This window comes from Sphingopyxis sp. (genome assembly GCF_041916015.1).
Taxonomy (GTDB): Bacteria; Pseudomonadota; Alphaproteobacteria; order Sphingomonadales; family Sphingomonadaceae; genus Sphingopyxis.
The window spans coordinates 1-25,413 of the sequence record NZ_JAYSAH010000076.1; the positions used below are offsets into that span (position 1 = coordinate 1).

The window sequence follows — 25,413 nt, forward strand, 5'->3', positions numbered from 1 at the left end:
TCGACGCGGTCGACATAGACTTCGACTTCGTCGCCGACCTTGAGGTCGGCCTTCTGGCCGGGCATCGCGAATTCGCGAAGCGCCACGCGGCCTTCGCTCTTCAGGCCGATGTCGATCACTGCCAGGTCGTTTTCGATCGCGGTCACGGTGCCCTTGACGACACGGCCTTCAAAGCCGCCGTCGGCGCCGCCCAGCGATTCATCGAGCATCGCGGCGAAATCGTCGCGCGTCGGAAAAGCCGTAGAGGCCATAGATGGTTTCCTTACTTCATTTGTTTCCGGCCAAGCGGTTGGGTCCGCTGGTCTTGTGGCCGAACCGTCCTGCCCGCCGAATGCGGAACGGGACATCGTCGGGGCGCTTTAAAGACGAGCCACGGGCAAAGCAAAAAGGGCGCGATGAGGCCACCCCATCACGCCCGACGCTCCGATGGGGAGCGGCGGTTCACCCGTGCCTCGACCGGCAAAACACCCGTCGGACGGCGCGCATATAGGCGGGGAAGGGGCTTTCGGCAAGAGAAAAGGCCGTGTTCACGGGCGATGCCTTTTGACGACGGGGCGGATGGGATTCGCGCAGAGATCGCATAGGGAAAGGGAACAGGATTCACGCGGAGACGCGGAGGCGCGGAGATTATGGCTCGGGCCGATAGGCCTCCTCACACCTCGGCCCCTCGTGATCGCAGATACCGCGGCAAGAGAAAGCCGCTTCGCGGCAGGCGCCATCTCTCCGCGCCTCCGCGTCTCCGCGTGAACCAGAATTCTCTGCGATCTCCGCGCCTCTACGCGAACATCTTCCTTCAGCCGCGCTTCGGAATCTTGCCCTCGACGAAGGCGATCGCAGCCGTGATCGCCGCATCCGGGGCCAGCGCCGTATTGTCGAGCAGCAGCGCGTCGTCGGCGCGCATCAGCGGCGCGGCGGTGCGGCCGGTGTCGCGCGCGTCGCGGGCGTGGATGTCGGCGAGCACGGCATCATAGGTGACATCGACTCCGCGCCCCAGCATCTCGGCGTGGCGGCGCCGCGCGCGTTCCTCGGGCGAGGCGGTGACGAACAGCTTGGCGTCGGCGTGCGGCGCGATCACCGTGCCGATGTCGCGCCCGTCGAGCACCGCGCCGCCGGGCTGGTTCGCGAAATCGACTTGCCGCTGGAACAGCGCCTTGCGGACGGCGGGATGGATCGATGCGCGGCTCGCGAGGCTGCCCGTGCTTTCGTAGCGCAGCGCCGGATCATCGAGCAGGCTGTCCGGAAAATCGCACGCCGCGAGCGCGTCGGTGGCATTATCGGGGTCGCCGTGCCCCAACTGCGTCTGGTAGCCGACCGCGCGATAGAGCAGTCCGGTGTCGAGCACGGGCAGTCCGAAATGCGCCGCGAGCGCGCGCGCGATCGTGCCCTTGCCCGATGCGGTCGGCCCATCGACGGCGATGATCATGGCTGCAACGCGCCGAGCAGCGCCTCGAAATTGGGGAAGCTCGTCGCGACCGGCGCCATGTCGTCGATCGTCACCGGCGCCTTGCTGACGAGCCCGGCGATAGCGAAGCTCATGCAGATGCGATGATCGAGGTGGCCCGCGATCGTCGCGCCGCCCGGCAGCGGGTCGCCGCCGCTACCGTCGATGATAAGGCCGTCCTCGCTCTCTTCGACCCGCACGCCGATCGCCGCGAGACCCGCCGCCATGACCGCGAGGCGGTCGCTTTCCTTGACGCGCAGCTCGTCGAGCCCGGTCGTCACGGTGCGGCCCTCGGCGAGCGCCGCGGCGACGAAGAGGATCGGATATTCGTCGATCATGCTCGGCGCGACCGCGGGATCGACCTCAATGCCTTTGAGCATGCTGTGGCGGACGCGGAGGTCGGCGACGGGTTCACCGCCGACCTCGCGGGCGTCTTGCAGTTCGATGTCGCCGCCCATCGCCGTCAGCACCTCGACGAGCCCTGCGCGCGTGGGATTGAGCCCGACATTCGCGATGAGGACGTCCGATCCGGGCACGACCAGCGCCGCGACAATGAAGAAGGCGGCCGACGAGGGGTCGCCGGGCACGACGATCGTCTGCGGCTTCAATTCGGCCTCGCCGCGCAGGCGGATATGGCGCGTGCCGCCGGCGTCGGTCTCGACGGTCAGGTCGGCGCCGAAGCCGCGCAGCATCCGCTCGCTATGGTCGCGGGTCGGCACCGGCTCGATCACCTCGGTGATCCCCGGCGTATTAAGCCCCGCGAGCAGCACCGCGCTCTTCACCTGCGCCGAGGCCATCGGCAGGCGGTAGGAAAGGGGGATGGCGGGGGCGAGACCGCGCACCATCAGCGGCAACCGGCCGCCGGGCGAGGCGCTGACGTCGGCGCCCATCTGCGACAGGGGGTCGATGACGCGCCCCATCGGGCGGCCCGACAGGCTGGCGTCGCCGATGAAGGTCGTGGTGATCGGATGGCTCGCGACGAGCCCCATCAGCAGCCGTGTCGAGGTGCCGCTGTTGCCCATGTCGAGCGCTTCGCGCGGCTGGAGCAGCCCGCCGACCCCAACACCGTGGATGCGCCATTCGCCGTCGTCGCGGCGCTCGATCACCGCGCCCATCGCACGCATCGCGGACGCCGTTGCCAGCACGTCATGCCCTTCGAGCAGGCCTGTCACCCGGCTTTCGCCGACCGCGAGCGCCGACAGCATCAGCGATCGGTGCGAGATGCTCTTGTCGCCGGGAATCGCGATCCTACCTTGGAGCGGAGCGGAAGCGGAAAAGCTGCGCGGCGTGGCGGTTCGATCGGTCATGGCGTGCGGCTTTTGACAGCGGCCTTGCAATCTGGCAAGGCGCACGCCGATTTGACGGATAGCTATTCAGATACCGTCGCTCTTCCGATATTTTTATCCTGTTTCCAAAGGATTACGAGGCTTATATGATTAAAGCTGAATGGGGCGCGAAGCGTAGCTGCGCGAAATGCGCGACGCGATTCTATGATCTGACCAAGGATGATCCGATCACCTGCATCAACTGCGGCTATGCCTGGCTGCCGGAATCGGTGCTGAAATCGAAGCAGCCGATGCCGTTCGAGGAAGCCGAGAAGCCCGGCAAGACGCCGAAGGAAGAAGGCGTCGATGAGGATCTGGATCTGGACGTCGATGTCGATGAGGACAGCGATTCGCCCGACAACGACGTCGACCTGGGCGGCGACGACGATCTGGGCGTCGCGACCGGCGACGACGAGGACGAAGAGGGCTGATTTTCCGGCTCTCGGGTTACGGGGGGCCAAAAAAGCATCGCTGGATGCATTTGGCCCCTTGCATATAGGGCGCGCGCTGGTAAAGGCGGCGTCCCGGTCGCAGCAGCCAAGGACATTGGTCAGGGGCGGCCGCTTGAAATGGCACGGGGCCTTAGCTCAGCTGGGAGAGCGCTACAATGGCATTGTAGAGGTCAGCGGTTCGATCCCGCTAGGCTCCACCATTTCAACAAAAAAGGCCCGCGAAAGCGGGCCTTTTTTTGCGTCGCGGGCCGCCTATTCGGCGGCTTCCTCCTTTTCGAACAAGGGTTCCATCTTGATCGGGTCGGCCAGGCTGATGCGGTCGAGGATGGAGGCGGTATCATCGCGGACCTTGAGCATCAGGCTGCGCATCCGGCATTCGGCCTCGGGCAGGCAATTCTTGCACTGCTCGTGCGCGTTGCGCGCCGCGCACGGGACGAGCGCGAGCGAGCCGCGCGTCAGCCGGACGAGGTCGCCATAGCTGATGTCGATCGGGGGCAAAGCCAGCTGATAGCCGCCGTCGCGCCCGCGCTGCGAAATGAGCAGCCCCTCGCGCGCCATTTCGGACAGGATCACGGTCAGGAACTTGGGCGGAATATTCTGCGCCTCGGCAATATCCGCAAGCTGCACCTGCCCCTTGCCCCAATGGTCGGCAAGATGCTGAAAGGCGCGGATCGTATAGCGGGTCTTCTGCGAAAGCATGGCAAGGTTAGTGTGACATATTCAGCCTTAATTCAACCTGTCTGGATGACAAATCTTGCGCTGTTGATGAAAATCACAGCCGATGGCATGAAACGATGCCAATGGGTCGCGTTGTAGCCCGTGAACGGGCGCGATGAGGATTTGATCGATATGCGTATTTTATGGAGTGCCCCGGCGGTTCTCGCGGCGTGCCTGCTGGCGGTAACGCCCGCCGAAGCGCAGTTCGGCAGCATATTCCGCAAAGTTGCCTCGCCGACTCCGGCCCCGAGCCCGAGCGGCGACGAGGGCAGTGGCGGTTGCCCGAAGGGCAAGAAGGGCAGCAGCGTCGGGCGCGGCATTTTGGGCGGGGTGATCCGCGACGCGGTCGGTGACGCCGCGAGCAAGGCCGGCGTCTACAGCTATGTGCCCATCTCGGAGGTCAGCGGTACGCTGACCGATGCGATCGCCTGCCGCCTCGATCCGGCCGAACAGGTGCAGGCCGCCAAGGCGACCGAGGAGATCACGCGCGGCGAACAAGTGGGCGCGACCGCGAACTGGACGAGCGAAACGCGCGAGAATGTCAGTGGATCGTCGACCGTCGCGTCGAAGAACAAGCTCGCCGACGGCACGAGCTGCATGAACGTCACCGACATCGTGATCGTCGAGGGCGAGGAAACGCGCGTCAGCAAGAAGATGTGCAAGCGGCCGGGCGAAGCGCGCTATGCTCTCGCCGCATAAGTTCGGTCGCCTGTTGCTGGCGGCCGCGGCACTCGCCAGCCTGACCGGCGCGGCGAAGGTCAAGATGGACCCCGCGAACCCGACCTGCCCGCTGAACCCCGACTGGTCGGCGAACGCGACGATGCAGCTCACCCCGGTCCAGAAGGGCGGGGCGAAAGTGCTGCTGGCCGAGGGGCGGATCGATGCGGGGCTTCCCGACCGGCTGAAGGCTGCGCTTGCCGCCAATCCCGACGTCAGCGAGATCTGGCTGCGCTCGCCGGGCGGCGACGCGCGCGCGGGCAATGCCGCGGGGCGGATCATCCGCTCGAACTTCGGTCTCGTCACGCGCATCCCCGCAGGCTGGGCCTGCTTCAGCGCGTGCAATTTCGTCTTCATGGGCGGCCAGCCGCGCGTGATCGATCCCGGCGGGCTGTTCATCGTCCACATGTTCACCCGCACCGGCGACCGCAACGCGATCGACATGAGCGTCGCGATGGGGACCGACGCGACCAAGGAGCTGATCGGCGACATCGAACAGGACGCCGCGCTGCTCGCGAGCGAAGACAATGATTTCCTCATCCGCATGGGGGTGTCGCGCAAGCTGCTGACCGAGGTGATGTACCAGCAAAAGGCGCTCGCCAATGCCGAGGACAAGTCGACGCGCCGCTGCCTGACGCAGGCGGAGGTCAAGACCTATAACGTTGCAAATAACAACGAATAGGATAGGCTGGTAGCCGACAAGGAGAGGCTGCCATGAACGACATGACGCATGACCATGCGACATTCCGGTCGATGATCGACGGAACGCAGGAAGACTGGGACATCATCGCGCGCGAGCAGAAGGAGTTCGCACCGGGTAACGGCAAGCGCATCCTCGATCATCTGAAGCTGCTCGGGGGCGATTATGGCGGCTTTCCGGTCGACCGGCTCGAACATTGCCTGCAGACCGCGACACGCGCGCACCGCGACGGGCGCGACGAGGAATATGTCGTGATGGCGCTGCTCCACGACATCGGCGACACGCTGGGGGCGTTCAACCATCCCGACGTCGCGGCGGCAATCCTGAAGCCGTTCCTGTCAGAAGAGAATCTCTGGATCGTGCAGCATCACGGCATCTTCCAGGGCCATTATTTCTTCCACTATCTCGGCCTCGACCGCGACATGCGCGACCAGTTCCGCGATCATCCTTACTATGCGGCCTGCGCCGAATTCTGCGAGAAATATGACGCGCCGGCGTTCGACCCCGATTACAAGAGCGAGCCGCTCGAATTCTTCGAGCCGATGGTGATGCGCCTCTGCTCCTATCCGCGCACGAGCATCTACAAGAAGGTGATGATCGAGGAAGCGGCGGAGTAGGGCCTCAAAAACCTACCCCAATTCCGTTCGCCCTGAGCCTGTCGAAGCCTGTCCTGAGCGCCTGCAAGGCAGTCGAAGGGGGTCGTTCTTTCCTCTGGCGGCGTCAAAGAGAAGAACGGTGCTTCGACAGGTTCAGCACGAACGGGTTCGGGGTTGGGGGCGGGCCTATTTCCCCTTGAATTCGGTTTTGCGCTTTTGCTGGAAGGCCAATATGCCTTCCATCGCGTCGGCGCTGTTGCCCGCGATGAACTGGCCCCGCGCTTCGGCATCGAGCGTGTCGGCATAGCTCTGCGACAGGCCTTCGCGCAGCACCTTGCGCATCGTGCCGAGCGCAACGGTCGGGCCGTTGGCAAGACGGGCGGCGAGCGCTTTTGCCTCGCTCATCAGTTCGGCATCCTCGACGCATTTATAGATCAGGCCCCAGTCGGCGGCCTGCTCGGCGCCGATCTTTTCGCCGAGCATCATCATCTGCGCCGCGCGCGGCAGGCCGATCAGGCGCGGCAGTATCCACGACGAGCCGCCGTCGGGGACGAGGCCGATGTTGACGAAGGCCTGGAGAAAATAGGCGCTCTTGCCCGCGATGGTGAAGTCGCCCGACAGGCCGAAGCTGCACCCGACGCCCGCGGCGGGGCCGTTCACCGCGACGACCACCGGGATGTCGAGATTGGCGAGCGCGAGGAGCATCGGATTATAATGGTTGCGCAGCGCCTTGCGGCTGTTCGCGCCGCCGCCGACGGCCGAGCCGCTGCGGTCGCCTGCAAGGTCCGCCCCTGAACAGAAACCGCGGCCCTCGCCCGTGATCAGCAGCGCGCGGGCGCCCAGCACCGGCAGGTAATCGAGCGCGGCGCGGATGTCGTCGGCCATCGCCGGCGGCATCGAATTGAGCCGCTCCGGGCGGTTGAGCGTGATCGTCGCGACAGTGTCGGCGACCTCGAACCTGATCGTGTCGAAGCTGGGGGTGTCGGTCATGGGGAAGAATCCTCTCGCGGGTGCTTTACCTTTACGTTTACGTAAAGATTGGCGCATTTGGAGGTCAAGCGCAAGGGGGCAGGGTGGATGAGGCGCGGCGTTCGCTTTCGAGCGAAGGCGGCCAATTCTTCATCGTCACGCCGGATTTGATCCGGGGGCCATTTCCGCGGCGCTGGACGCGTGGATTCCGGATCGAGTCCGGAATGACGAAGGTCTGGAAGCGAGCGGAGAGTTGCCGCACTCTCTCCCTTCGTCATTCCCGCGAAAGCGGGAACCCAGGGATGGGTAAGCGGACGGACGCTCTGGGTCCCCGCTTTCGCGGGGATGACGAAGTAAAGAAAGGGGAGCGTCTGCTACCCACCCCAAAGCGGTCGAGCCAACGCTATTCCCCGTCAGCCCGCACGAACCGCATATCGCCCTCGGCACGGTGCAGGACCACGCCGCGCCCGGCCTTTTCCAGACACGCCCCCTCGAAATCGACGACGCCGATGTCGTTCGGCTCGATGATCACGTGCAGCTTGCCGCCGTCGGCCTCGGTCAGGTCGAAGCGCGGTGCGGTGATGCCGTAGATCGGCTCGCGCACCTCGACCCAGCGCGGCACGCGCGGGTCGTCCTCGGGCATCGTCCAGCCGTCATATTGGGTATAGCTTTCGATCGGCGCGCCGCTGTCGAAGCCGATGGTGAAATCGACGCCCGCGACCGTCCCGCCGTTCGCCCAGGTGACGACGATGGTGGGGACCGCGCCGTCGATTTCGCCGGGGGTGCCTTTCGACATGGTGGGTGGCACCGGCTTGGGCTGGGTGGTCAGGCAGACGCTCTCGCCGCGTGCTTCCCAGCGCCCCTCGGCGCGTTCGTCGAGCGCGCCCGCGGCGAGCATATATTGGAAGCGGCCATCCCTGCCGATCAGCAGCCCGCCGCCGACATCGAGGCCCTCGGCGATGCGATATTCGCCGACGAGGGGCGAATTCTGCGCAGCGGCGGGGGAGGCGGCGAGGGCGAAGGGGATGAGAAGGAAGGTCCGCATCCTTCGATCATGCGTCCGCCGCGCCGCCGATGCCAGCCCCTTTCCACTTGAGCCGCCACCTGCTAGGCGCCCGCGCCATGTCCAAGCATCCCGACCGCCGCACCTTCGCCATCATCTCGCACCCTGACGCGGGCAAGACGACGCTGACCGAAAAGCTGCTCGTCGCGGGCGGCGCGATCCATATGGCGGGCGAGGTCAAGGCACGCGGTCAGGCGCGGCGCGCGCGGTCCGACTGGATGAAGATCGAGCAGCAGCGCGGCATCTCGGTCACCTCGTCGGTGATGACCTTCGAGCATGCGGGCCTTGTCTTCAACCTGCTCGACACGCCGGGCCACGAGGATTTCAGCGAGGATACCTATCGCACGCTCACCGCGGTCGACAGCGCGGTGATGGTGATCGACGCCGCCAAGGGTATCGAGCCGCAGACGCTGAAGCTGTTCGAGGTCTGCCGCCTGCGTTCGGTGCCGATCATCACCTTCGTCAACAAGGTCGACCGCGAAGGTCTGCCGCCGTTCGAACTGCTCGACGAGGTCGCCGACCGCCTCGCGCTCGACGTCTGCCCGATGAACTGGCCGGCCGGGATGGGCGGGCAGTTCGAGGGCATCTATGACCTTGTCGATCCCGCGATTATGAAGCCCGGCGGTGATGCCTCGCGCATGTATGAAGGTGATCGCGTCGGCGTCGGGGGGCTCGATGATGCGGCGCTCGCCGCTCAGCTCAGTGCCGACGCGCTCGCGCACCTTAAGGAAGAGACCGAGCTGGCGTCGGCCTGCTACGCGCCGTTTGACGCTGCGGCCTACCGCAACGGCGACCTGACCCCGGTCTATTTCGGATCGGCGCTGAAGGAATTTGGCGTTGTTGATCTGCTGAATGCGCTCGCGAGCCATGCGCCGGGGCCGGGCGCGCAGCCCGCCGAACCCGCGCCGGTTCAGCCCGATGACGCGGCTGTCACCGGCTTCGTCTTCAAGGTGCAGGCGAATATGAACCCGGCGCACCGCGACCGCATCGCCTTCATGCGCCTCTGCTCGGGCAAGTTCGAGCGCGGGATGCGGCTGACACAGGGCGGGACGGGGAAGGCGATCGCGATCAGCCGCCCGATGCTGTTCCTTGCGCAGGACCGCGAAATGGCCGAGGAGGCCTATCCCGGCGACATCATCGGCATTCCGAACCACGGCACCTTGCGCGTCGGCGATACGCTGTCCGAGCGCACCGACATCACGATCACCGGCCTGCCGAACTTCGCGCCCGAAATCCTGCGCCGCGTCGCGCTGGTCGATCCGACCAAGACCAAGCAGCTTCGCAAAGCGCTCGACGACATGGCGGAGGAGGGGATCATCCAGGTCTTCTATCCCGAAATCGGGGCGAACATGATCGTCGGCGTCGTCGGCCAGTTGCAGCTTGAGGTGCTGATCAGCCGGCTCGAGGCCGAGTATAAGGTCGAGGCGAAGCTCGAAGCCTCACCCTGGGACACCGCGCGCTGGATCGCGAGCGACGATCCCGCGGCGCTGAAGGCGTTCCAGGCCGACCACCGCGGCGCGAGCGCATCCGACCGCGACGGCGCGCCGGTGTTCATGGCGAAGGATGCGTGGGAAGTCGGCTATGTGACCCAGCGCCATCCCGCGATCCGCTTCACCGCGACCAAGGAGCGGCGGTTCGCGACGGCCGACTAGATCAGGCTGAGGAGGTCCACCGGCCCCGCCGCTTCCCCGCTATCTTCTTCCCCCTCGAACTTGCTCAGCGTCACGCCGAGCAATCTGATGCCCTGTTCGACCGGCAGCAGTGGCGCGAGGATCGCTTCGCCCACCGCGAGCAGGCCCGCCCCGTCGGGAATCGCGAACGGCACCGACTTGGCCCGCGTGATCGTCCGGAAATCGGCGTAGCGCAGCTTGAGCGTCACGGTGCGACCGCGAGCGCCCTTCTTCGCCGCGCGATCCCAGACGACGGTGCAGACATGCGCGAGCGCCTCGCGGATCTCGGTATCGGCGATCAGGTCGTTGAAGAAGGTGCGCTCGCCGCCGAGCGACTTGAGCGGCCGGTTCGACCGGACGCGTCGATGGTCGATCCCGCGCGCCAGATTATGGAGCCACTCCGCGCTGTTGCCGAAGTGCCCGGAGAGCCACGCCATCTCCTTTGCTGCGAGATCGGCGCCCGAAAAGACGCCGAGCCCTTCCATCTTCGCCGCGGTGACCGGGCCGATGCCGTGAAAACGGCGAATCGACAGCGTCTGGACGAAGGCGGCGCCCTTGCCGGGCGGGATGATGGTGATCCCGTCGGGCTTGTTCTGGTCCGACCCCAGCTTGGCGATGAACTTGTTGTAGGAAACGCCCGCCGAGGCGGTGAGCCCCGTTTCCTCGCGGATGCGCCTGCGGATCAGCTTCGCGGTCGCGGTCGCGCTGCCGAGCCCCGCCTTGTCGCGGCTGACGTCGAGATAGGCTTCGTCGAGCGACAGCGGCTCGACCTCGTCGGCATAGTCGCGGAAGATCGCGCGGATCTGGTGCGAAATGTCGCGATAGGCCTCGAAGCGCGGCGGCACGAAAATGAGGTCGGGGCACTGGCGCTTCGCGGTGATGCTGGGCATCGCCGAGCGGACGCCGAACTTGCGCGCTTCATAGGAGGCGGCGGCGACGACCCCACGCCGCGACGATCCGCCGACCGCGACGGGCCTGCCGCGCAGGGCCGGATTGTCGCGCTGCTCGACCGAGGCGTAGAAGGCGTCCATGTCGACATGGATGATCTTCCGGACTGGAGCATCCGCGGCTGGCGGGCTGTCGTCGGGGTCTTCGCCATCTTCCACGGTGGCAACATAGCGGGTTGCCAACATGTTCTCAACGGCGCGCTTGACGGCGCGCGACCAAGATGGCAATCGCGCCAGCCTTGGATATGCGGGTATAGCATAGTGGTAATGCTCTAGCCTTCCAAGCTAGCTAGGCGGGTTCGATTCCCGCTACCCGCTCCAGACCTTCCCCCATCAAATGTCGGCGGCCTTCTCCATCGCCTCGCTGTGCGCCTCGGGCGGCTCGCAGGGGGCGGGTGGGTCGCCTTCGGTCGTGGTGAAGCGCGATCCGCGTTCGAGCGTGCGGTGAACGGGGCAGCGTTCGGCGATCTCCATCATCCGTGCCCGCTGCTCAGGATCGAGCGCGCCTTCGATCGCGACGCGGATGTTGAAAAGGTCGGGGATGGGATCGCCGACCTGCTTATCATGGCCGACCGCAGTGCGGATCCGCGTGACCGGCAGCGCCTTGCCGTCGGCATAGAGGCGCAGCGTCATCGTCGTGCAGGCGGCGAGGGCGGCGGAGAGCAGGTCGAAGGGGCTCGGCCCCGATCCGAGGCCGCCGACGCTTGCGGGCTCGTCGGCGAGGAAGACATGGTCGCCCGAGCTGATCGCGACCTGGAATTTGCCCTCGCGCGTTTCCTCGGCTTCGGCATCGACCGTCGGGGCAGGGGTGTCCGCCGGGGCGACCAGATAGGGCGCCGCCCAGGCGGCGATCATCGATCCGACGCGTTCGGCATCCTGCGGTCGGCTGAGCAGATGATCGGCGTCGTCGAGCGACAGGAAGCTTTTGGGATGGCGCGCCGCGACATAGATTTTGGTCGCATTCTCGATCCCGACGGTGTCGTCGCGCGGGGCGTGCATGACGAGCAGCGGGCGGCGCAGCGCCGCGATGCGCGCGCCCTGATCCTGTTGCCGCAAGTCGTCGATCAGCCCGCGCCCGACGCGGAAGCGCCGCCCGCCCAGCAAGACATCGGCGGCGCCCTCGGCATCGATGACGGCGAGCGCGGCGGGATCGAACTGGTGGAGCGTGTGCGCGACGTCGAAGGGTGCGTTGATCGTGGCGACCGCGCGAATCTCCGGCAGGCCGGTCGCCGCCGCGATCGCCGCCGCGCCGCCGAGGCTATGCCCGATCAGCAGCGACGGCGTCTTGCCGTCATCGGCCATCGCGCGCGCCGCCGCTTGCAGGTCCTGGACATCGACCGAAAAACCGCTGTCGGCGAAATCGCCCTCGCTGTCGCCGAGCCCAGCGAAATCGAAGCGGAGCACTCCAATCCCCTGTCGCGCAAGCAGGCGCGCGATGCGGACCGCGGCGCGATTGTCCTTTCCGCAGGTGAAGCAATGCGCGAAGATCGCCCAGCCGCGGACGCGGCCGCCGGGCATTTCCATCCGTCCCGACAGGCGCTTGCCTGAGGCGCCCGCGAAATGAAACGGCTGCGTGACCATGGCTTCCTCCCGATCGTGCGCCGACTCCGGCCCGCGCCGGCATGATCGTCAGGCGTAGCGTGCCGATTGTCCAACCGGAACTTTCATCGGGCCGGCCCGTTTAACCAGCGTGTTCAATATGCGGAAAAATGCGGCGCGATCGGAGATCGCCCTTTCTGCCGGAAAGCGTGTCCGCGCTCCGGCGGGATGGCGCCGCGCGTCTGTCGAGGAAGGAGAAATCGAATGTTCAAATGGGCTCTGATCTTTGCCGTGATCGCCTTGCTTGCAGCGGTTCTGGGTTTCGGCGGCGTTGCCGGTGCGGCAGCGGGTATCGCCAAGATTCTGTTCTTCGTGGGGCTGGCGCTCGTGGTGCTGTTCCTGGTGCTCGGCGCCGCGGCGGGCCGCAAGGTCGTATAGTCGCAGGCCGGCAAAAGATTTTCGCGATTCGCGGGAACCTTTGGCCGGCGCCGGCGTTTCATTGGTCTACTCGATCGAAAGAGAAGGTAGAATTTGCTTCCTGTCTTCGGACGGAAGCCAGGGAGCCCCGCCGCAGAAATGCGACGGGGCTTACTTTTTTCCGGCCCACCAACCGGCGTTTCGCTTGCGTCAATATGAACGACGCGGCGTTTTTGCGACATTTTGCGACAATTTTTCGTCCATCCGGCAACGGCATGGGACAAATCGTGCCTAGAACCACCCTCATCGGGACACTTCGCTGTCCCCTGACGAGGAGTTCGTTACGTGAAGAAGAAGCTCATATTTCTGACCCTGGGTGCGGCGCTGATCGCCGTCCCCGTGCTTGCAGCGCCCGGCTCTGCCGACCGCAACGCCACGCAGACCCGCGCCGAGGCGCAGGCGCATGCCGCCGAACGATTCGCGAAAATGGATGCGAACAAGGACGGCAAGCTCGATGCGAGCGATCGCGCCGCGCGGCACGCCGAGATGCAGGCCAAGATGTTCGACCGTCTCGACGCGAACAAGGACGGCAGCATCAGCAAGGCCGAATGGGACCAGCACAGCGCCGATCGCGCCGCGAAGCGCGGTGAAAAGCGCGCCGATGCGGGTGACGGCAAGCGCGGCATGCGCGGTCACCACGGCGGCCGCGGCGGCCATGGCGGCATGATGATGGGCCGCGCCGACACCGACGGCGACAAGGCGATCAGCCTCGCCGAATTCCAGACCGCGGCGCTTGCGCGCTTCGATGCCGCCGACGCGAACAAGGATGGTCAGGTGACCGCCGCAGAACGCACGGCGCAGCGTGAGGCGTGGAAGGCGAAGGCCGGCGAATGGCGCGCGAAGCGCGGTGCCCAGCCAGCGGCGCCGACCGGCGAATAAGCATTTGGCAGGGGCGGCCTGTAACGAGCAGCCCATCTCCCCCTCCCTGGCATTGCCTTTGCGTGCCGTCCCTGCCAGCTATCGCCCACCGATCCCATGCGATCGGTGGGCGAACTATATGTCTGATGGACGAACGATGACCGATACGCCGCGCATCCTGCTGATCGACGACGAGCCTTCGATCCGCGAACCGCTTTCGGAATATCTGGAAGCGCAGGGCTTCGCCGTGACCGATGCGGCGAATGCCGCCGAGGCGCGGTCGGTGCTGCGCGCGCAATCGGTCGATCTGGTCGTCAGCGACATCATGATGCCCGGCGAGGACGGCCTGTCGCTGACCCGCCATTTGCGCGAGACGAGCAGCATCCCGGTCATCCTGCTGACCGCGCGTGCCGAGGATACCGAACGGATCATCGGGCTGGAGATCGGCGCCGACGATTATGTCGTCAAACCCTTCAACCCGCGCGAGCTGGTTGCGCGCATCCGCACCGTGCTGCGCCGGACGCAGGCGGGCGGGCGCTCGCTCGACAGCAGCGGGACGAGCTATGCCTTCGGCCGCTGGGTGCTCCGCGAGGTCGAGCGAGTGCTGGTCGATGAGGACGGCACCGAGGTCGCGCTGTCGTCGGGCGAATATCATCTGCTGCAGGCGCTGCTCCGCCATCCGCGCCAGGTGATGAGCCGTGACCGGCTGCTCGATCTGGTGCGCGGGCGTGAGGCCGACATCTTCGACCGCGCGATCGACAATCTGGTCAGCCGCCTGCGCAAGAAGATCGAGGACGACCCTGCGCATCCGCAGATCGTCAAGACCGTGTGGGGCGGCGGCTATACGCTGGCGTGCGAGGTCAGGCGCATGGGGCCCGCGGCGTGAAACTGCGCCTCTGGCCCCGCAGCCTCGTCGGCCAGCTCGTCTTTGCGGTCGCGGTGATGCTGTTCGTCGCGCAGGCGGTGAATTTCGTGCTGCTGTCGCGCGGGCTCAGGCAGCAGACGCTCGCGCACGGCGGCGGCATGGCCGTGGGGCGGATCATCGACGCGGTCGAACGCGACCGGCGCGGCGATTTTCGCCGGCCTCCGGACGAGAGGGACGCCCGCGACCGTCCGCAGAGGCTGATCATCTCCGACCGGCCGCCGCCCTTGCCGCCGGGCGCGGTGCCGATGCCCGACCTTGCAAATTATGTCGCGGGGCTGCTTGTCGAGGCCGACGTTCGGGCCGCCAGCGTCGATGCCTGGGTTCTCCCGCAGCGCCAGCGTGTGCAGCGGCCCGGCTTGCCGCGGTCGGTCGCCGTCAGCGCGAAGATCGGCGACCGCTATTTCGCGGTGCGAACGCGCATTGCGAGCGGCGGCAACCGCCTGCAGGGCTTTCTCATCTGGCAGACGCTGTCGCTTTATCTGCTGCTGCTCATCCCGATCATGATCATCGCATGGCGCGCCGCGGCGCCGCTCCGCGACCTGACGCGCGCCGCGCGCGCCAATCCCGCGCTGCGCGACGCCGCGCCGCTCGAGGAGGAAGGGCCGTCGGACGTTCGCGACCTGATCGCCGCCTTCAACGCCTACCGTGCGCGCATCGCGGCGATGCTGTCGGACAAGGACCGGATGCTCGGCGCGGTCGGGCACGATCTTCGCACGCCGCTTGCCAGCCTCCGCGTCCGCGTCGAGGGGGTCGAGGACGACCGGCTGCGCGACAAGATGATCGCCTCGATCGAGGAAATGACCGCGATGCTCGCCGACATATTGGCGCTCGCACGGTCGGGGGCTGGGACCGAGGTGCCCGAGCGGATCGGCCTCGGTGCGCTCGTGACCGAGCTGGCCGCCGACTATCGCGAGCAGGGCAAGGATGTGAGCCTCGCGGCGGTCGATGACGCCGCCGTATCGGCGCGGCCGATGCTGCTTCGGCGCGCGCTGCGCAATTTGATCGACAACGCCGTTGCCTATGGTTTGCGCGCACGCCTGTCGGTCGCGGTCGAGGGGCGCAAGGCGCGGATCATCGTGTCCGACGACGGCCCCGGTCTCAGCGCGGAGCAGATCGCCGCGCTGGTCGAGCCCTTCGCGCGCGGCGAGCAATCGCGCAACCGGGCAACCGGCGGCGCCGGCCTCGGCCTGTCGATCGCGCGCGAGATTGCAGAGGGGGAGGGCGGCACGCTGGTGCTGGCAAGCCGTGCGGGCGGCGGGCTCGACGCGGTGATCGCATTGCCCGTTCAGGCGTAGATCGCGATCCCCTGGCTGCCGCTCAGCACGGGCTCGCCCGCGCGGTTCCACAGCATCATGTCCTGCACCGAAAAGCCGCCGCGTGCATAGCCGGTCTTGGCCGAGAGCAGCCACCAGCCGTCTTCGGTCGCGGGGGCGCCGGTCAGCATGTTGACGGTCCAGTTCATCGAGCTGATCGGGCCGAATTCGGTGAACAGTGCCATCGCCGCGGGCGGCAGCGCATCGCCGAGCGCAAGCAGCGCGATTGCCGGGTGACAGGCAGGCTGCTCGGCGAAGCGGACCCACGTCAGATATTCGCCGCTGTCGCTCTTCCACGCGAAGCGCGGGCCGTTCACCGGCCGCATGTCGAAATGTCTGGTGAAGGTCGGGCGTACCTTGTGTTCGGGCACCGGCTGCAGCGTTTCGGGCGCGGGCACGTCGGGCATCGTCAGCCGGTTGTGGTCGAGATGGCTCGCACGGTCGCCCGAAAAGGCGAAGACCGCGGCGGTGCCGAAGCCCTGATCGCTCGATACGCCGGCGTCGACGAACAGGCTCGATTTCGACTGGCGGAGCACGCGGGTGTTCACGGTGCAGTCGCCGCCGACCGGGCCGACGAAGCTGATCTGGGCATAGCGCAGCGGCGTTTCGGTCGGGTGAAGCCGCATCGTGCCCGCCAGCGCGACCGCCGAGCTGATCCCGCCATAGGCGGTGCGCCCCTGCATCCATCCTTCGTCGATATGCGCGGTCGCGGTATCGCCGTCGATGCGGAGGGTGTCGAGGAGGGTGTCTAGGGGGCTGATCGTCGTCGTTTCCGTCATCCGTTGTCCATTCGTTGGCTCCGCCCAACACAGGCGGAACGAGGCCGCATCGTCATTGCGAGCGAAGCGAAGCAATCCAGAGTATGCGTAACCCGCTCTGGATTGCCTCGCTTCGCTCGCACTGACGACTCAAATATCTACTCTTCGATCTGGAAGGTCAGTCCCGCGTTTGCGGTCAAGCGCTCAATCAGCGCATCGCCGAGCAGGGCTCCCGGCGTCCAGACGCCGCCGTCGCCCTTGGTCTCGAGCAGCGCCATGCCCGTTTCGGCCAGCATCTTCGACGTTGAACCATAGCCGGGATCGCGGTCGCCCTGCACCGAGGCGCGAATGGTCGAGCCGTCGGGGTATTCGCCGATGAAGAGGATGTCGTAGAAGCCGTTCTCGCGTTCCTCCTTGCTTGGTCCCTCGCCGGGCTGCAGCCTGGAGTCGCCGAAGGGGTTCGCTTTCGCCATCGCCTCGGCCATCGCCTTGCCCGCATCGCCGATCGTCGTCATCACCATCTCGTCATAGACGAGTTCCTCGCCCCACTTATGACCGAGCAGATAATTGGTGCGGTGGACATTCTTGGTGTTGATCGGCGCCATCACGAAGGGCGCGGTCCATGTGCCGGTCGCGGCATCATATTCGGGGACGAGGCCGGTCGGCTGCGACGGTCCCTCGAAGCCGGGCGTGAGCGCGAAGCTCGACTTGAGCAGCAGCGCGAGCGACGGCTGCTTCGCGATCGCCTTCAGCGTTTCGGTCAGGCTCGCGATCGTGCCGCCCGATGCGCCGCCCTGCATCTTGCGAACGCGGCCCTTGACCCGCGGCGCGGGCTTGCCGTGGCGCCTGATCGCCTCGGCCTGCAGGAAATGGACGCCGAGGTCGAAGGGGATCGAGTCGAAACCGCACGAGAAGGTGATCCGCGCGCCCGAGGCCTTGGCGGCGGCTTCATGCTCGTCGATCATCTCGCGCATCCAGCCGGGCTCGCCGCAAAGGTCGGCGTAGGCGGTGCCCGCGCGGACGCAGGCGGCGACGAGTTCGTTGCCGTAAAGCTGATACGGGCCGACGGTGGTCAGCACGACCTTCGTACTCGCCGCCATCTTGTCGAGGCTCGCCGGATCGCTCGCGTCGGCGACGATCAGCGGGGTTTCCTCGTCGGCGCCGATCAGGTCGCGCACCTCGGCGAGCTTGGCGAGGCTGCGCCCCGCCATCGCCCATTTGGGCGCATCCTTGCGGCCCTTGTAATGATGCGCGAAATATTCGGCGACGAGGCGGCCGGTAAAGCCGGTTGCACCATAGATGACGATGTCGAGATCGCGGGACGCCATAAAACCCTCCCTTTACGTAAACGTTAAGTGAAGGCTAGCGCAGGCGAAGCGCAATGCCAAGCGCGAAGCGTCAGAAGCGCCACCATGGGCGCTTTTCGACGACGATGGGAGCGCCGGCGGCTTCGGCGCGACCCTCGGCGCGCGCGGCGCGAAGTTCGGCGTTGTGCGCATCGATCTCGTCGCGGCGTTTACGGCGCAGCGCGTCATAGCTCCAGCGCGTGTTGCCATAGCCGAAGAGGCACAGAAGACCGCCCGCGATGGCGAGATTCTTCATCGCCATCATGGCTTGCGCCGGGTCGGTAAAGTCGCGGTGGAAGAAAAGGATCGTGAGCAGCACGAACCCCGCGAGGAGCAGCGAGAAGAGCCGCGCATAGATGCCGAGCGCGATGCAGGCGCCCGCGATCAGTTCGAACAGTCCGGTCGGGATTGCAAGCCAGCCGGGGACCCCGGCGGCGGACATCATCGCGCCGGTGTCGGTCACGTGGATCAGCTTGTTGATCCCCGACACGACAAAGATCAGGGCGATGAACAGGCGGCCGATGAAGACGGCGATCATCGACATAAGGCATCCTCCAGCACGGCCCCGTCCGCTTGTACGGAAAGGACGCGCGAAGGGGGGAAGCGGTTCCGTGGCTCAGAGCTTGGGCAGCGTGACGCCCTTTTGCCCCATATATTTGCCCGCGCGGTCGGCGTAGCTTGTCTCGCACGGCTCATTGCCCTGCAGGAAGAGGAACTGGCACGCGCCCTCGTTGGCATAGATTTTCGCGGGCAGGGGAGTGGTATTGGAAAATTCGAGCGTCACATGCCCTTCCCAACCCGGCTCGAGCGGGGTGACGTTCACGATGATCCCGCAGCGCGCATAGGTCGATTTGCCGAGACAGATGACGAGCACGTCGCGGGGAATCCTGAAATATTCGACCGTGCGGGCGAGCGCGAAGCTGTTCGGAGGGATGATGCAGACGTCGGTTTCGCGATCGACGAAGCTGTTCGAGGCGAAGTCCTTGGGGTCGACGACGGCGCTGTCGACATTGGTGAAGATCTTGAATTCGGGCGCGACGCGCGCGTCATAGCCGTAGGAAGAGAGGCCGTAGCTGATGCAGCCGTCGCGGCGCTGCGCTTCCACGAAGGGCTCGATCATGCCCTGCGTTCGGGCGGCTTCGCGAATCCATTTGTCGGAAAGAATGCTCATGCGGCTGTCTTGTCGGGGAGCCGCGCTTCGCGCAAGCGGTCAGTGTCTCGCACGAGGATATCCAACCGATCGTCACCCTGAACTTGTTTCAGGGTCCATGGCCGATCCTCTCTCAAAGCGCAGCGTCAAACGAGATGACAGGCCATGGATGCTGAAACGAGTTCAGCATGACGAGAGAAAATAGCCCTTGTTTCAGTCAATCATCCCCAGATCCTTCGGCCCGAAGGCGGCCGGCAGCAATTCGCTGAGCCTGTAGGTCGCGACGGTCGAGCCGTCACCCGATGCGCAATGCACCAGCACATCGACCTTCGATCGTTCGGCCGCCTCGTTCAGTATCTGGCGGCAGCGTCCGCACGGGTTGACCGGATCGCTGCCGATCAGCGCTTCGCCTTCGGGGCGCCCGCCGACGATCGCGACCTCGGCGAGCTCGCCGATCCAGCCTTCGTTGGCGATCTTCGCGACTGCCGCAGTCTCGGCGCAGAGGGTGAGGCCGTAGCTTGCATTTTCGACATTGGCGCCGGTCACGACATCGCCGTTCCTGAGCAGCAGCGCGGCGCCGACGTGAAAGCCCGAGTAGGGCGCATAGGCGCGGCTCGCGGCATCGCGCGCGGCGGCGATCAGGGCGTCGCGGGTGTCGCTCATGGCGTATCTCCTTGCGCTCGGACGACGTTCCAGCCGACGGTGCCGTCGGCGCCGGACAGCCGCACATAGTCATTGGCCTGCCACATCGCCCAGGGGTGCGCGCCATAATCGGGCTCGAAGAAATCGCGGCGCAGCCAGGTCGTGCGCGCGATGCCCTGCGTCACTTTGTAATCGGCCTCGAACGCGGGGCCGGGGGCGATCAGGCTGCGCTTGCCGGTGTGCGCCTCGATCTGCGCCAGAAAGGTCGCGAGCTCCGACAGAAGCAGCGCGCGCGTCGGCCGGTCGGGGCAGCGGTCGTCATAGTCGAGCCAGACGACCGCGGGCAGCGCGTCGGCGCGGCGCGGCACGTGGCGGATGAAGTTCGCTGCCTGATCGGTCGCGAGCTGGCAGAGGCTGTAGCGATGGATCGCGCCGACCTGCACCCCGACTTCGCGCGCGCCGGCGAAGTTGCGCGCGAACATCGGGTCGAGCCCGGCGCTGCCGTCGGTCGCCGCGACATAAGCGAAGTCGGCGCCCGCGGCCTTGATCGAACCCCAATGGACGGCGCCGTTGCCAGCGTCGATCGTCACGCCCTGAAGCGGGAAGAGGCTGCGGTCGGGGGTCCAGCGTGCCGCCCACCAGAGCGCCAACCCCAAGAGCAGCAGCAACAGCGCAAGACCGCCGCCGGCGCGGCGCAGGAAGCGCGCGATCGCGCCGCGCCAGTCGCGCGCGCTCCGAGCGGCGGGCCTTGCCGTCTTGCCCCTGCTTTTCGCCCCCGTCGCCATCGTCAGCCCTTGATGTGGAGCACGCAGATGAGCGTGAACAGCCGCCGCGCGGTGTCGAAATCGACCGCGATCTTGCCGTCGAGCCGGTCCATCAGCATTTCGGCCGCTTCATTATGGAGGCCGCGGCGCGCCATATCGACGGTCTCGATCTGCTGCGCGGTCGCGGTCTTGATCGCCTGATAATAGCTGTCGCAGATCGCGAAATAATCGCGGATCGGGCGCCGGAAACGCCCGAGCCCGAGGATGATCGCCTCGAGCGGCGAATGATCCTCGCGGCTGATCTCGAAGATCAGCCGCCCGTCCTCGACGCGCAGCCGCAGGCGGTAGGGGCCGGCATAGCCATCGGGATGCCCGCGCTGCGGCACGAACTTATTGTCTTCGAGAATGTCGAAGATCGCGACCCGCCGTTCCTGCTCGACATCGGGATTGCGCCAGATGATCGAACCCTCGTCGAGGTCGATCGAAATGATGCGTTGCTGGGAGGGATCGGCGTCGGACATGTTGTTCGTGCTTCTACTGGTCGCACGGCGAAGGGCAAGGGGGCGACTTATTCACAGCATTCCACAGTTATGATATGCCGAGCGATATCGTCGGTTGCGCCGCTTCGAGCCTCGACGCATGAAGGTCGCCATGCCCGAACTAGCCCTGTTTCCGACCCCGGCGCCCGCCGGGGATGAGCGCCAATTACCTCGCAATATCGAGGCCGAAGCCGCCTTTCTCGGCGCGATCCTGATCGACAACCGAGTCGTCGAGGATCTCCCGGTGCAGCTGGGTGCCGCGCATTTCTTCGAGCCGCTGCACGGCCGCATTTTTCAGCAGACGATGGCGCTGATCGAGCGCAACAGCATCGCGACACCCGTCACCCTCAAGCCCTTCTTCGAGGCCGACGAGGCGATGAAGGCGGTCGGCGGGGTCGGCTATCTCGCGCAGCTCACCGGCAGCGGCGCGGGGCTCATCGGCGCGCGCGACTTCGCGCGGCAGATTTTCGACCTCGCCTTGCTCCGCGAACTGGTCGGCGTCGGGCGCACCCTTGTCGACAGCGCGCTCGACACGAGCGAGAGCGTCGATCCGCAGGCGCAGATCGAGGAGGCCGAAACCGCGCTCTACCGCGTCGCGGGCGGCGAGGCCGAAATGGGATCGGTCAAGAGCTTCAACGCCGCGAGCCTCACCGCGCTGCAAGCGGCCGAGCGCGCGCTCAATTCGGGCGGGCATCTGTCGGGTATCACGACGGGGATCGCGAGCATGAATGCCAAGATCGGCGGCATGCATAATTCGGACCTGATGATCCTCGCCGGCCGTCCCGGCATGGGCAAGACCTCGTTCGCCACCAACATCGCCTATAACGCCGCCGAGCGCTGGCGCCGCGACGAGGAAGACGGCATTCCGCCCGAGAAGAATATGGGCGCGAAGGTCGCCTTCTTCAGCCTCGAAATGTCGGCCGACCAGCTCGCGACGCGCGTGCTGGCCGAACAGTCGGGGGTGTCGGGCGAGGCGCTCCGCATGGGCAAGATCAGCAAGGAGCAGTTTCAGCAGCTGTCGCGTGCCGCGCAGGCGCTGCAGACCTTGCCCTTGTTCATCGACGACACGCCCGGCCTGACGATCGCGGGCCTGCGCACCCGGGCGCGGCGGCTGCAGCGCCGGCACGGCATCGGCTTCATCGTCGTCGACTATCTGCAGTTGTTGCAGGGCTCGTCGAAGAGCGGTGACAACCGCGTGCAGGAAATTTCGGAAATTTCGCGCGGCCTCAAGACGCTGGCGAAGGAACTTAACGTCCCGGTGATGGCGCTGTCGCAGCTCAGCCGTCAGGTCGAAAGCCGCGAGGACAAGCGGCCGCAGCTTTCCGACCTTCGCGAATCGGGGTCGATCGAGCAGGACGCCGACATGGTGCTGTTCGTGTTCCGCGAGGATTATTATGTCGCGGCGCGCGAGCCCAAGCGCCCCGTCGAGGGCGACGATGTGAAGGTCCACGCCGCGCATGAGGAATGGGCGGCCGAGATGGAGCGCGTCTTTGGCCTCGCCGAAGTCATCGTCGCCAAATCGCGTCACGGTTCGACCGGCAAGGTCCGCCTCCACTTCGAGGCGAAGACGACGAAGTTCAGCGATCTGGCCGACGACAGTCAGGCCTATGCGGATTATGAATAACTAGCCGCACGCCGTGCGTGCCCCTGCCTTCGCAGGGGCACGGCTTGCGTCTGTCAAAACGCCGGGTCGTTGGCCGGATCGTTGTCGATCGGCGTCACTGCGGTGTGGATGCCGCATTCGGTCTTGTCCCAGCCGCGCCAGCGGCCCGAGCGCGGGTCTTCGCCTGCCTGCACCTTCGAGGTGCACGGCGAGCAGCCGATCGAGGGATAACCCTCGGCCTCGAGCGGGTGGCGCGGCAGGTCGTGCGCGTCGAAATAGGCGTCGAGCTCTTCGCGGGTCCAGTTGGCGAGCGGGTTGAACTTCAGCCGGCCGGTGGTGCCGTCGAGCTCGAAGCGGGCGAGGCCGGTGCGCGTCGAGGACTGGAAGCCCTTGCGGCCGGTGATCGATGTGTCGAAATCGGTGAGCGCCTTTTCGAGCGGCTTCACCTTGCGGATTTCGCAGCAGCCGTCGGGGTCGTAGGACCAGCGAAGCTCGGTCGCGTCCTTGGCGGCGAGTTCTTCGGCGTCGGGCGTGACGTTGATCAGGTTCAGCCCGAGCTTGGCCGCCAGCTCGTCGCGATAGGCGAGCGTTTCGGGAAAATGCTTGCCCGTATCGAGGAACAGCACCGGCATGCCGGGCGCCGCGCGCGTCACCAGATGGAGCAGCACCGCGCTTTCGGCGCCGAAGCTCGACACGATCGCGCTCTCGCCGAGCAGGCCCGCGCCGATCACGCTCGCGACGACCTCGGCCGCGTCCTGACCGCGGAACAGGTTGTTGAGGCGGATGACGTCGGCCTGCGTGAAACGCGGGGCGACGTCGATCCGGTCGCGCGAACGGGGTTCGGCTGTCACCTCAGCCATGCCTCAGCTTCCAGATCGGCACCGCGTCGTCGGTCGCATTCTGATAGACATGGCGATAACGATGGAGCGCCGCCTCGACATCGGCGGGGTTGAGCGAATGCTGCGAGGCGAAGCTGTCGAACCCGCAGCGGCGCATGAAGAAGAGCAGGTCGATCAGCACATCGCCCTCGGCACGGAGTTCACCCGTGTAGCCCGCTTCGCGCAGGATGCGCGCGCTCGAAAAGCCGCGCCCGTCGCGAAAGCGCGGGAAGGAGATTTCGATGAGCTGCAGCCGGTCGAGATAGGGGATCAGCCGCCGTGCATCCTCGCCCGCCTCGAGCCGCACCGCGGTCGCGTCGGGCTGTTCGAGGAAGGCGTCGAGCGTAACCGCCGGCTCTTCGTGCGGCTGGTCGTCGCGGTAACGGAAATTAGCCATAGATGGCCTCCTTGAAGGGGTCGAGGCCGACGCGGCGATAGGTATCGAGGAAGCGTTCGCCGGGCTCGCGAAGCTCGCGGTAGCGCTCGACGGTGCGCTCGACCGCATCGACGATGCCGGCTTCGTCGAAGCCCGGGCCGGTGATCTTCGCCTGCGACGTATCTTCGGCGCCCGAACCGCCCAGCAGGAGCTGGTAATTCTCGGTCCCTTTGCGGTCGACGCCGAGGATGCCGATCTGGCCGGCGTGGTGATGACCGCAGGCGTTGATGCAGCCCGAAATCTTGATCTTGAGCTCGCCGATGTCGAGCTGGCGCTCCATGTCGGCGAAGCGTTCGGCGATCTTCTGCGCGACCGGGATCGAGCGCGCATTGGCGAGGCTGCAATAATCGAGGCCGGGGCAGGCGATGATGTCGGTGACGAGGTCGAGATTGACGTTCGCGAGCCCCGCAGCGTCGAGCGCCTGCCAGACCGCGTAGAGATCGGCCTTGCGGACGTGCGGCAGGACGAGGTTCTGCGCGTGGGTCGCGCGGATCTCGTCGAAGCTGTAGCGCTCGGCGAGGTCGGCGACGATCTCCATCTGCTCGGCCGAAATGTCGCCTGGGATGCCGCCGACGGGTTTCAGGCTGATGTTGGCGATCGCATAGCCCGGCGCCTTGTGCGCGATGACCTGCCGATCGACCCACAGCGCGAAATCGGGGTCGCTGCGGTCGATCGCGTCGGACAGGCCGGTCTCGAACGGCGGCGGCGTGAAATAGGCCGCGATGCGGTCATATTCGGCCTGCGGGAAATCGGTGCCGAGCGCGAGGAAGGTCTGGAATTCCTCCTCGACCTGGCGGCGGAATTCTTCCTCGCCGAGCTCGTGGACGAGAATTTTCATCCGCTGCTTATGGATATTGTCGCGCCGCGCATGGAGATTCCAGACGCGCAGGATCGCTTGCAGATAGGAGAAAATCTGCGCCGCGGGCAGGAAGTCGTGGATCTTGTAGGCGATGAACGGCGTGCGTCCCATGCCGCCGCCGGCATAGACCTCGAAGCCTTCCTCGCCCGCGTCGTTGCGGACGATGCGGAGCGCGCAGTCGTGCCAGCGGAGCGCCGCGCGATCCTCGGCCGCGGAGATGACGGCGATCTTGAACTTGCGCGGCAGATAGCTGAATTCGGGGTGGAAGGTCGTCGCCTGACGGATCAATTCGGCCCACGGGCGCGGGTCGCAAATCTCGTCGGCGGCGGCGCCGGCATATTGGTCGGCGGAGATGTTGCGGATGCTCTCGCCGCTCGTCTGGATCGCGTGCATCTCGACCGTCGCCAGCTCGGCGAGAATGTCGGGCGCCTCTTCCAGCTTGATCCAGTTATACTGGATATTCTGACGCGTGGTGAAATGGCCATAGCCGCGGTCATAGGTGCGCGCGATATGCGCGAGCTTGCGCATCTGCTCCGAATTGAAGGTGCCATAGGGAATGGCGACGCGCAGCATATAGGCGTGGAGCTGGAGGTAGAGACCGTTCTTCAGCCGCAGCGGCTTGAACTGGTCGTCGTTGATGTCGCCCGCGATGCGGCGGCGCGTCTGGTCGCGAAATTCCTCGACGCGGGCATCGACCATTGCCTGGTCATATTGGTCATATTTATACAT

The 25,413-nt window shown here is 66.1% G+C and carries 28 protein-coding genes and 2 tRNA genes; 12 read left to right on the plus strand and 18 right to left on the minus strand.

What is annotated here, in order from left to right:
- From ACE3SL_RS10830 to aroA, 3 genes are all read right to left on the minus strand, one after another.
- Positions 1-251: S1 RNA-binding domain-containing protein (locus tag ACE3SL_RS10830; protein WP_374525750.1), on the minus strand; the 251-nt coding region annotated here is incomplete at its 3' end.
- Positions 252-793: 542 nt separating this feature from the next.
- Entirely contained in the window at positions 794-1,423 is a 630-nt protein-coding gene (locus tag ACE3SL_RS10835; RefSeq protein ID WP_374525751.1) for a d(CMP) kinase, read from the minus strand.
- On the minus strand, positions 1,420-2,748 hold the full coding sequence (aroA, locus tag ACE3SL_RS10840) for a 3-phosphoshikimate 1-carboxyvinyltransferase (protein ID WP_374525752.1): 1,329 nt from the start codon (positions 2,746-2,748) through the stop codon (positions 1,420-1,422). Before aroA ends, ACE3SL_RS10835 begins: the two co-directional genes overlap by 4 nt.
- A gap of 125 nt (positions 2,749-2,873) precedes the next feature.
- Here aroA and ACE3SL_RS10845 point away from each other — a divergent pair, with 125 nt between their 5' ends.
- The gene (locus ACE3SL_RS10845) at positions 2,874-3,197 is read left to right on the plus strand and encodes an FYDLN acid domain-containing protein (RefSeq protein WP_374525753.1); all 324 of its coding nucleotides are present in this window, start codon (positions 2,874-2,876) and stop codon (positions 3,195-3,197) included.
- A 145-nt stretch (positions 3,198-3,342) separates the two neighbouring features.
- A tRNA-Ala gene (locus tag ACE3SL_RS10850) sits at positions 3,343-3,418 on the plus strand.
- Positions 3,419-3,470: 52 nt separating this feature from the next.
- On the opposite strand, the gene ACE3SL_RS10855 is transcribed toward ACE3SL_RS10850, so the two are convergent.
- Positions 3,471-3,917, minus strand: a complete 447-nt coding sequence (locus tag ACE3SL_RS10855; RefSeq protein ID WP_374525754.1) for an Rrf2 family transcriptional regulator — start codon at positions 3,915-3,917, stop codon at positions 3,471-3,473.
- A gap of 150 nt (positions 3,918-4,067) precedes the next feature.
- Between ACE3SL_RS10855 and ACE3SL_RS10860 the strand changes: the two genes are divergently transcribed.
- From ACE3SL_RS10860 to ACE3SL_RS10870, 3 genes are read left to right on the plus strand one after another with little or no spacing between them, the layout of a single operon-like run.
- Positions 4,068-4,634, plus strand: coding sequence for a hypothetical protein (locus ACE3SL_RS10860; RefSeq protein ID WP_374525755.1), 567 nt, complete (start codon positions 4,068-4,070; stop codon positions 4,632-4,634).
- Positions 4,618-5,334 (plus strand): hypothetical protein, encoded by a 717-nt coding sequence (locus tag ACE3SL_RS10865; protein WP_374525756.1) that lies wholly within the window; start codon positions 4,618-4,620, stop codon positions 5,332-5,334. The genes ACE3SL_RS10860 and ACE3SL_RS10865 overlap by 17 nt, the downstream gene beginning before the upstream one ends.
- A gap of 32 nt (positions 5,335-5,366) precedes the next feature.
- A complete protein-coding gene (locus ACE3SL_RS10870) occupies positions 5,367-5,969 on the plus strand; it encodes an HD domain-containing protein (protein ID WP_374525757.1) in 603 nt (200 codons plus the stop codon).
- 165 nt (positions 5,970-6,134) lie between these two features.
- Here ACE3SL_RS10870 and ACE3SL_RS10875 read toward each other — a convergent pair whose 3' ends face one another.
- A complete protein-coding gene (locus ACE3SL_RS10875) occupies positions 6,135-6,938 on the minus strand; it encodes an enoyl-CoA hydratase-related protein (RefSeq protein WP_374525758.1) in 804 nt (267 codons plus the stop codon).
- Between the two features lie 382 nt (positions 6,939-7,320).
- Positions 7,321-7,962 (minus strand): hypothetical protein, encoded by a 642-nt coding sequence (locus tag ACE3SL_RS10880; RefSeq protein ID WP_374525759.1) that lies wholly within the window; start codon positions 7,960-7,962, stop codon positions 7,321-7,323.
- Between the two features lie 77 nt (positions 7,963-8,039).
- Between ACE3SL_RS10880 and ACE3SL_RS10885 the strand changes: the two genes are divergently transcribed.
- The gene (locus tag ACE3SL_RS10885) at positions 8,040-9,632 is read left to right on the plus strand and encodes a peptide chain release factor 3 (RefSeq protein ID WP_374525760.1); all 1,593 of its coding nucleotides are present in this window, start codon (positions 8,040-8,042) and stop codon (positions 9,630-9,632) included.
- Here ACE3SL_RS10885 and dinB read toward each other — a convergent pair.
- Positions 9,629-10,756, minus strand: a complete 1,128-nt coding sequence (gene dinB / locus ACE3SL_RS10890) for a DNA polymerase IV (protein WP_374525761.1) — start codon at positions 10,754-10,756, stop codon at positions 9,629-9,631. The two genes, ACE3SL_RS10885 and dinB, sit on opposite strands and share 4 nt — an antisense overlap.
- Positions 10,757-10,844: 88 nt before the next feature.
- On the opposite strand from dinB, the gene ACE3SL_RS10895 reads away from it, so the two are divergent.
- Positions 10,845-10,918: transfer RNA gene (locus tag ACE3SL_RS10895), tRNA-Gly, on the plus strand.
- Between the two features lie 12 nt (positions 10,919-10,930).
- On the opposite strand, the gene ACE3SL_RS10900 is transcribed toward ACE3SL_RS10895, so the two are convergent.
- A complete protein-coding gene (locus tag ACE3SL_RS10900) occupies positions 10,931-12,178 on the minus strand; it encodes an alpha/beta fold hydrolase (RefSeq protein WP_374525762.1) in 1,248 nt (415 codons plus the stop codon).
- A 222-nt stretch (positions 12,179-12,400) separates the two neighbouring features.
- Here ACE3SL_RS10900 and ACE3SL_RS10905 point away from each other — a divergent pair, with 222 nt between their 5' ends.
- The 4 genes from ACE3SL_RS10905 to ACE3SL_RS10920 all read left to right on the plus strand — a co-directional run bounded on the left by ACE3SL_RS10905 (position 12,401) and on the right by ACE3SL_RS10920 (position 15,691).
- A complete protein-coding gene (locus ACE3SL_RS10905; protein ID WP_374525763.1) occupies positions 12,401-12,574 on the plus strand; it encodes a DUF1328 family protein in 174 nt (57 codons plus the stop codon).
- A 324-nt stretch (positions 12,575-12,898) separates the two neighbouring features.
- The gene (locus ACE3SL_RS10910; protein WP_374525764.1) at positions 12,899-13,492 is read left to right on the plus strand and encodes an EF-hand domain-containing protein; all 594 of its coding nucleotides are present in this window, start codon (positions 12,899-12,901) and stop codon (positions 13,490-13,492) included.
- A gap of 136 nt (positions 13,493-13,628) precedes the next feature.
- Entirely contained in the window at positions 13,629-14,357 is a 729-nt protein-coding gene (locus ACE3SL_RS10915; RefSeq protein WP_374525765.1) for a response regulator, read from the plus strand.
- Complete coding sequence (locus ACE3SL_RS10920) at positions 14,354-15,691, plus strand: sensor histidine kinase (RefSeq protein ID WP_374525766.1); 1,338 nt, start codon at positions 14,354-14,356, stop codon at positions 15,689-15,691. Before ACE3SL_RS10915 ends, ACE3SL_RS10920 begins: the two co-directional genes overlap by 4 nt.
- Here ACE3SL_RS10920 and ACE3SL_RS10925 read toward each other — a convergent pair.
- The 7 genes from ACE3SL_RS10925 to ACE3SL_RS10955 form a co-directional block, all read right to left on the minus strand.
- Positions 15,682-16,488, minus strand: coding sequence for an acyl-CoA thioesterase (locus ACE3SL_RS10925; RefSeq protein ID WP_374525767.1), 807 nt, complete (start codon positions 16,486-16,488; stop codon positions 15,682-15,684). The genes ACE3SL_RS10920 and ACE3SL_RS10925 overlap by 10 nt on opposite strands.
- A gap of 137 nt (positions 16,489-16,625) precedes the next feature.
- On the minus strand, positions 16,626-17,795 hold the full coding sequence (locus tag ACE3SL_RS10930; RefSeq protein WP_374525768.1) for a trans-acting enoyl reductase family protein: 1,170 nt from the start codon (positions 17,793-17,795) through the stop codon (positions 16,626-16,628).
- 70 nt (positions 17,796-17,865) lie between these two features.
- Entirely contained in the window at positions 17,866-18,357 is a 492-nt protein-coding gene (locus tag ACE3SL_RS10935) for a DoxX family protein (protein WP_374525769.1), read from the minus strand.
- A 72-nt stretch (positions 18,358-18,429) separates the two neighbouring features.
- Entirely contained in the window at positions 18,430-18,984 is a 555-nt protein-coding gene (gene dcd, locus ACE3SL_RS10940; protein WP_374525770.1) for a dCTP deaminase, read from the minus strand.
- 192 nt (positions 18,985-19,176) lie between these two features.
- On the minus strand, positions 19,177-19,626 hold the full coding sequence (locus ACE3SL_RS10945) for a cytidine deaminase (protein ID WP_374525771.1): 450 nt from the start codon (positions 19,624-19,626) through the stop codon (positions 19,177-19,179).
- A complete protein-coding gene (locus ACE3SL_RS10950; RefSeq protein WP_374525772.1) occupies positions 19,623-20,390 on the minus strand; it encodes a glycoside hydrolase family 25 protein in 768 nt (255 codons plus the stop codon). The genes ACE3SL_RS10945 and ACE3SL_RS10950 overlap by 4 nt, the downstream gene beginning before the upstream one ends.
- Positions 20,391-20,392: 2 nt before the next feature.
- Positions 20,393-20,890 (minus strand): UPF0262 family protein, encoded by a 498-nt coding sequence (locus ACE3SL_RS10955; RefSeq protein ID WP_374525773.1) that lies wholly within the window; start codon positions 20,888-20,890, stop codon positions 20,393-20,395.
- A 130-nt stretch (positions 20,891-21,020) separates the two neighbouring features.
- Between ACE3SL_RS10955 and ACE3SL_RS10960 the strand changes: the two genes are divergently transcribed.
- Positions 21,021-22,532 carry a replicative DNA helicase gene (locus tag ACE3SL_RS10960; protein ID WP_374525774.1) on the plus strand — a complete coding sequence of 504 codons (1,512 nt, stop codon included), beginning with the start codon at positions 21,021-21,023 and terminating at the stop codon, positions 22,530-22,532.
- A 53-nt stretch (positions 22,533-22,585) separates the two neighbouring features.
- On the opposite strand, the gene ACE3SL_RS10965 is transcribed toward ACE3SL_RS10960, so the two are convergent.
- From ACE3SL_RS10965 to ACE3SL_RS10975, 3 genes are read right to left on the minus strand one after another with little or no spacing between them, the layout of a single operon-like run.
- Entirely contained in the window at positions 22,586-23,371 is a 786-nt protein-coding gene (locus ACE3SL_RS10965; RefSeq protein WP_374525775.1) for a phosphoadenylyl-sulfate reductase, read from the minus strand.
- Entirely contained in the window at positions 23,364-23,786 is a 423-nt protein-coding gene (locus ACE3SL_RS10970) for a DUF934 domain-containing protein (protein WP_374525776.1), read from the minus strand. The genes ACE3SL_RS10965 and ACE3SL_RS10970 overlap by 8 nt, the downstream gene beginning before the upstream one ends.
- Complete coding sequence (locus tag ACE3SL_RS10975) at positions 23,779-25,413, minus strand: nitrite/sulfite reductase (RefSeq protein WP_374525777.1); 1,635 nt, start codon at positions 25,411-25,413, stop codon at positions 23,779-23,781. Before ACE3SL_RS10975 ends, ACE3SL_RS10970 begins: the two co-directional genes overlap by 8 nt.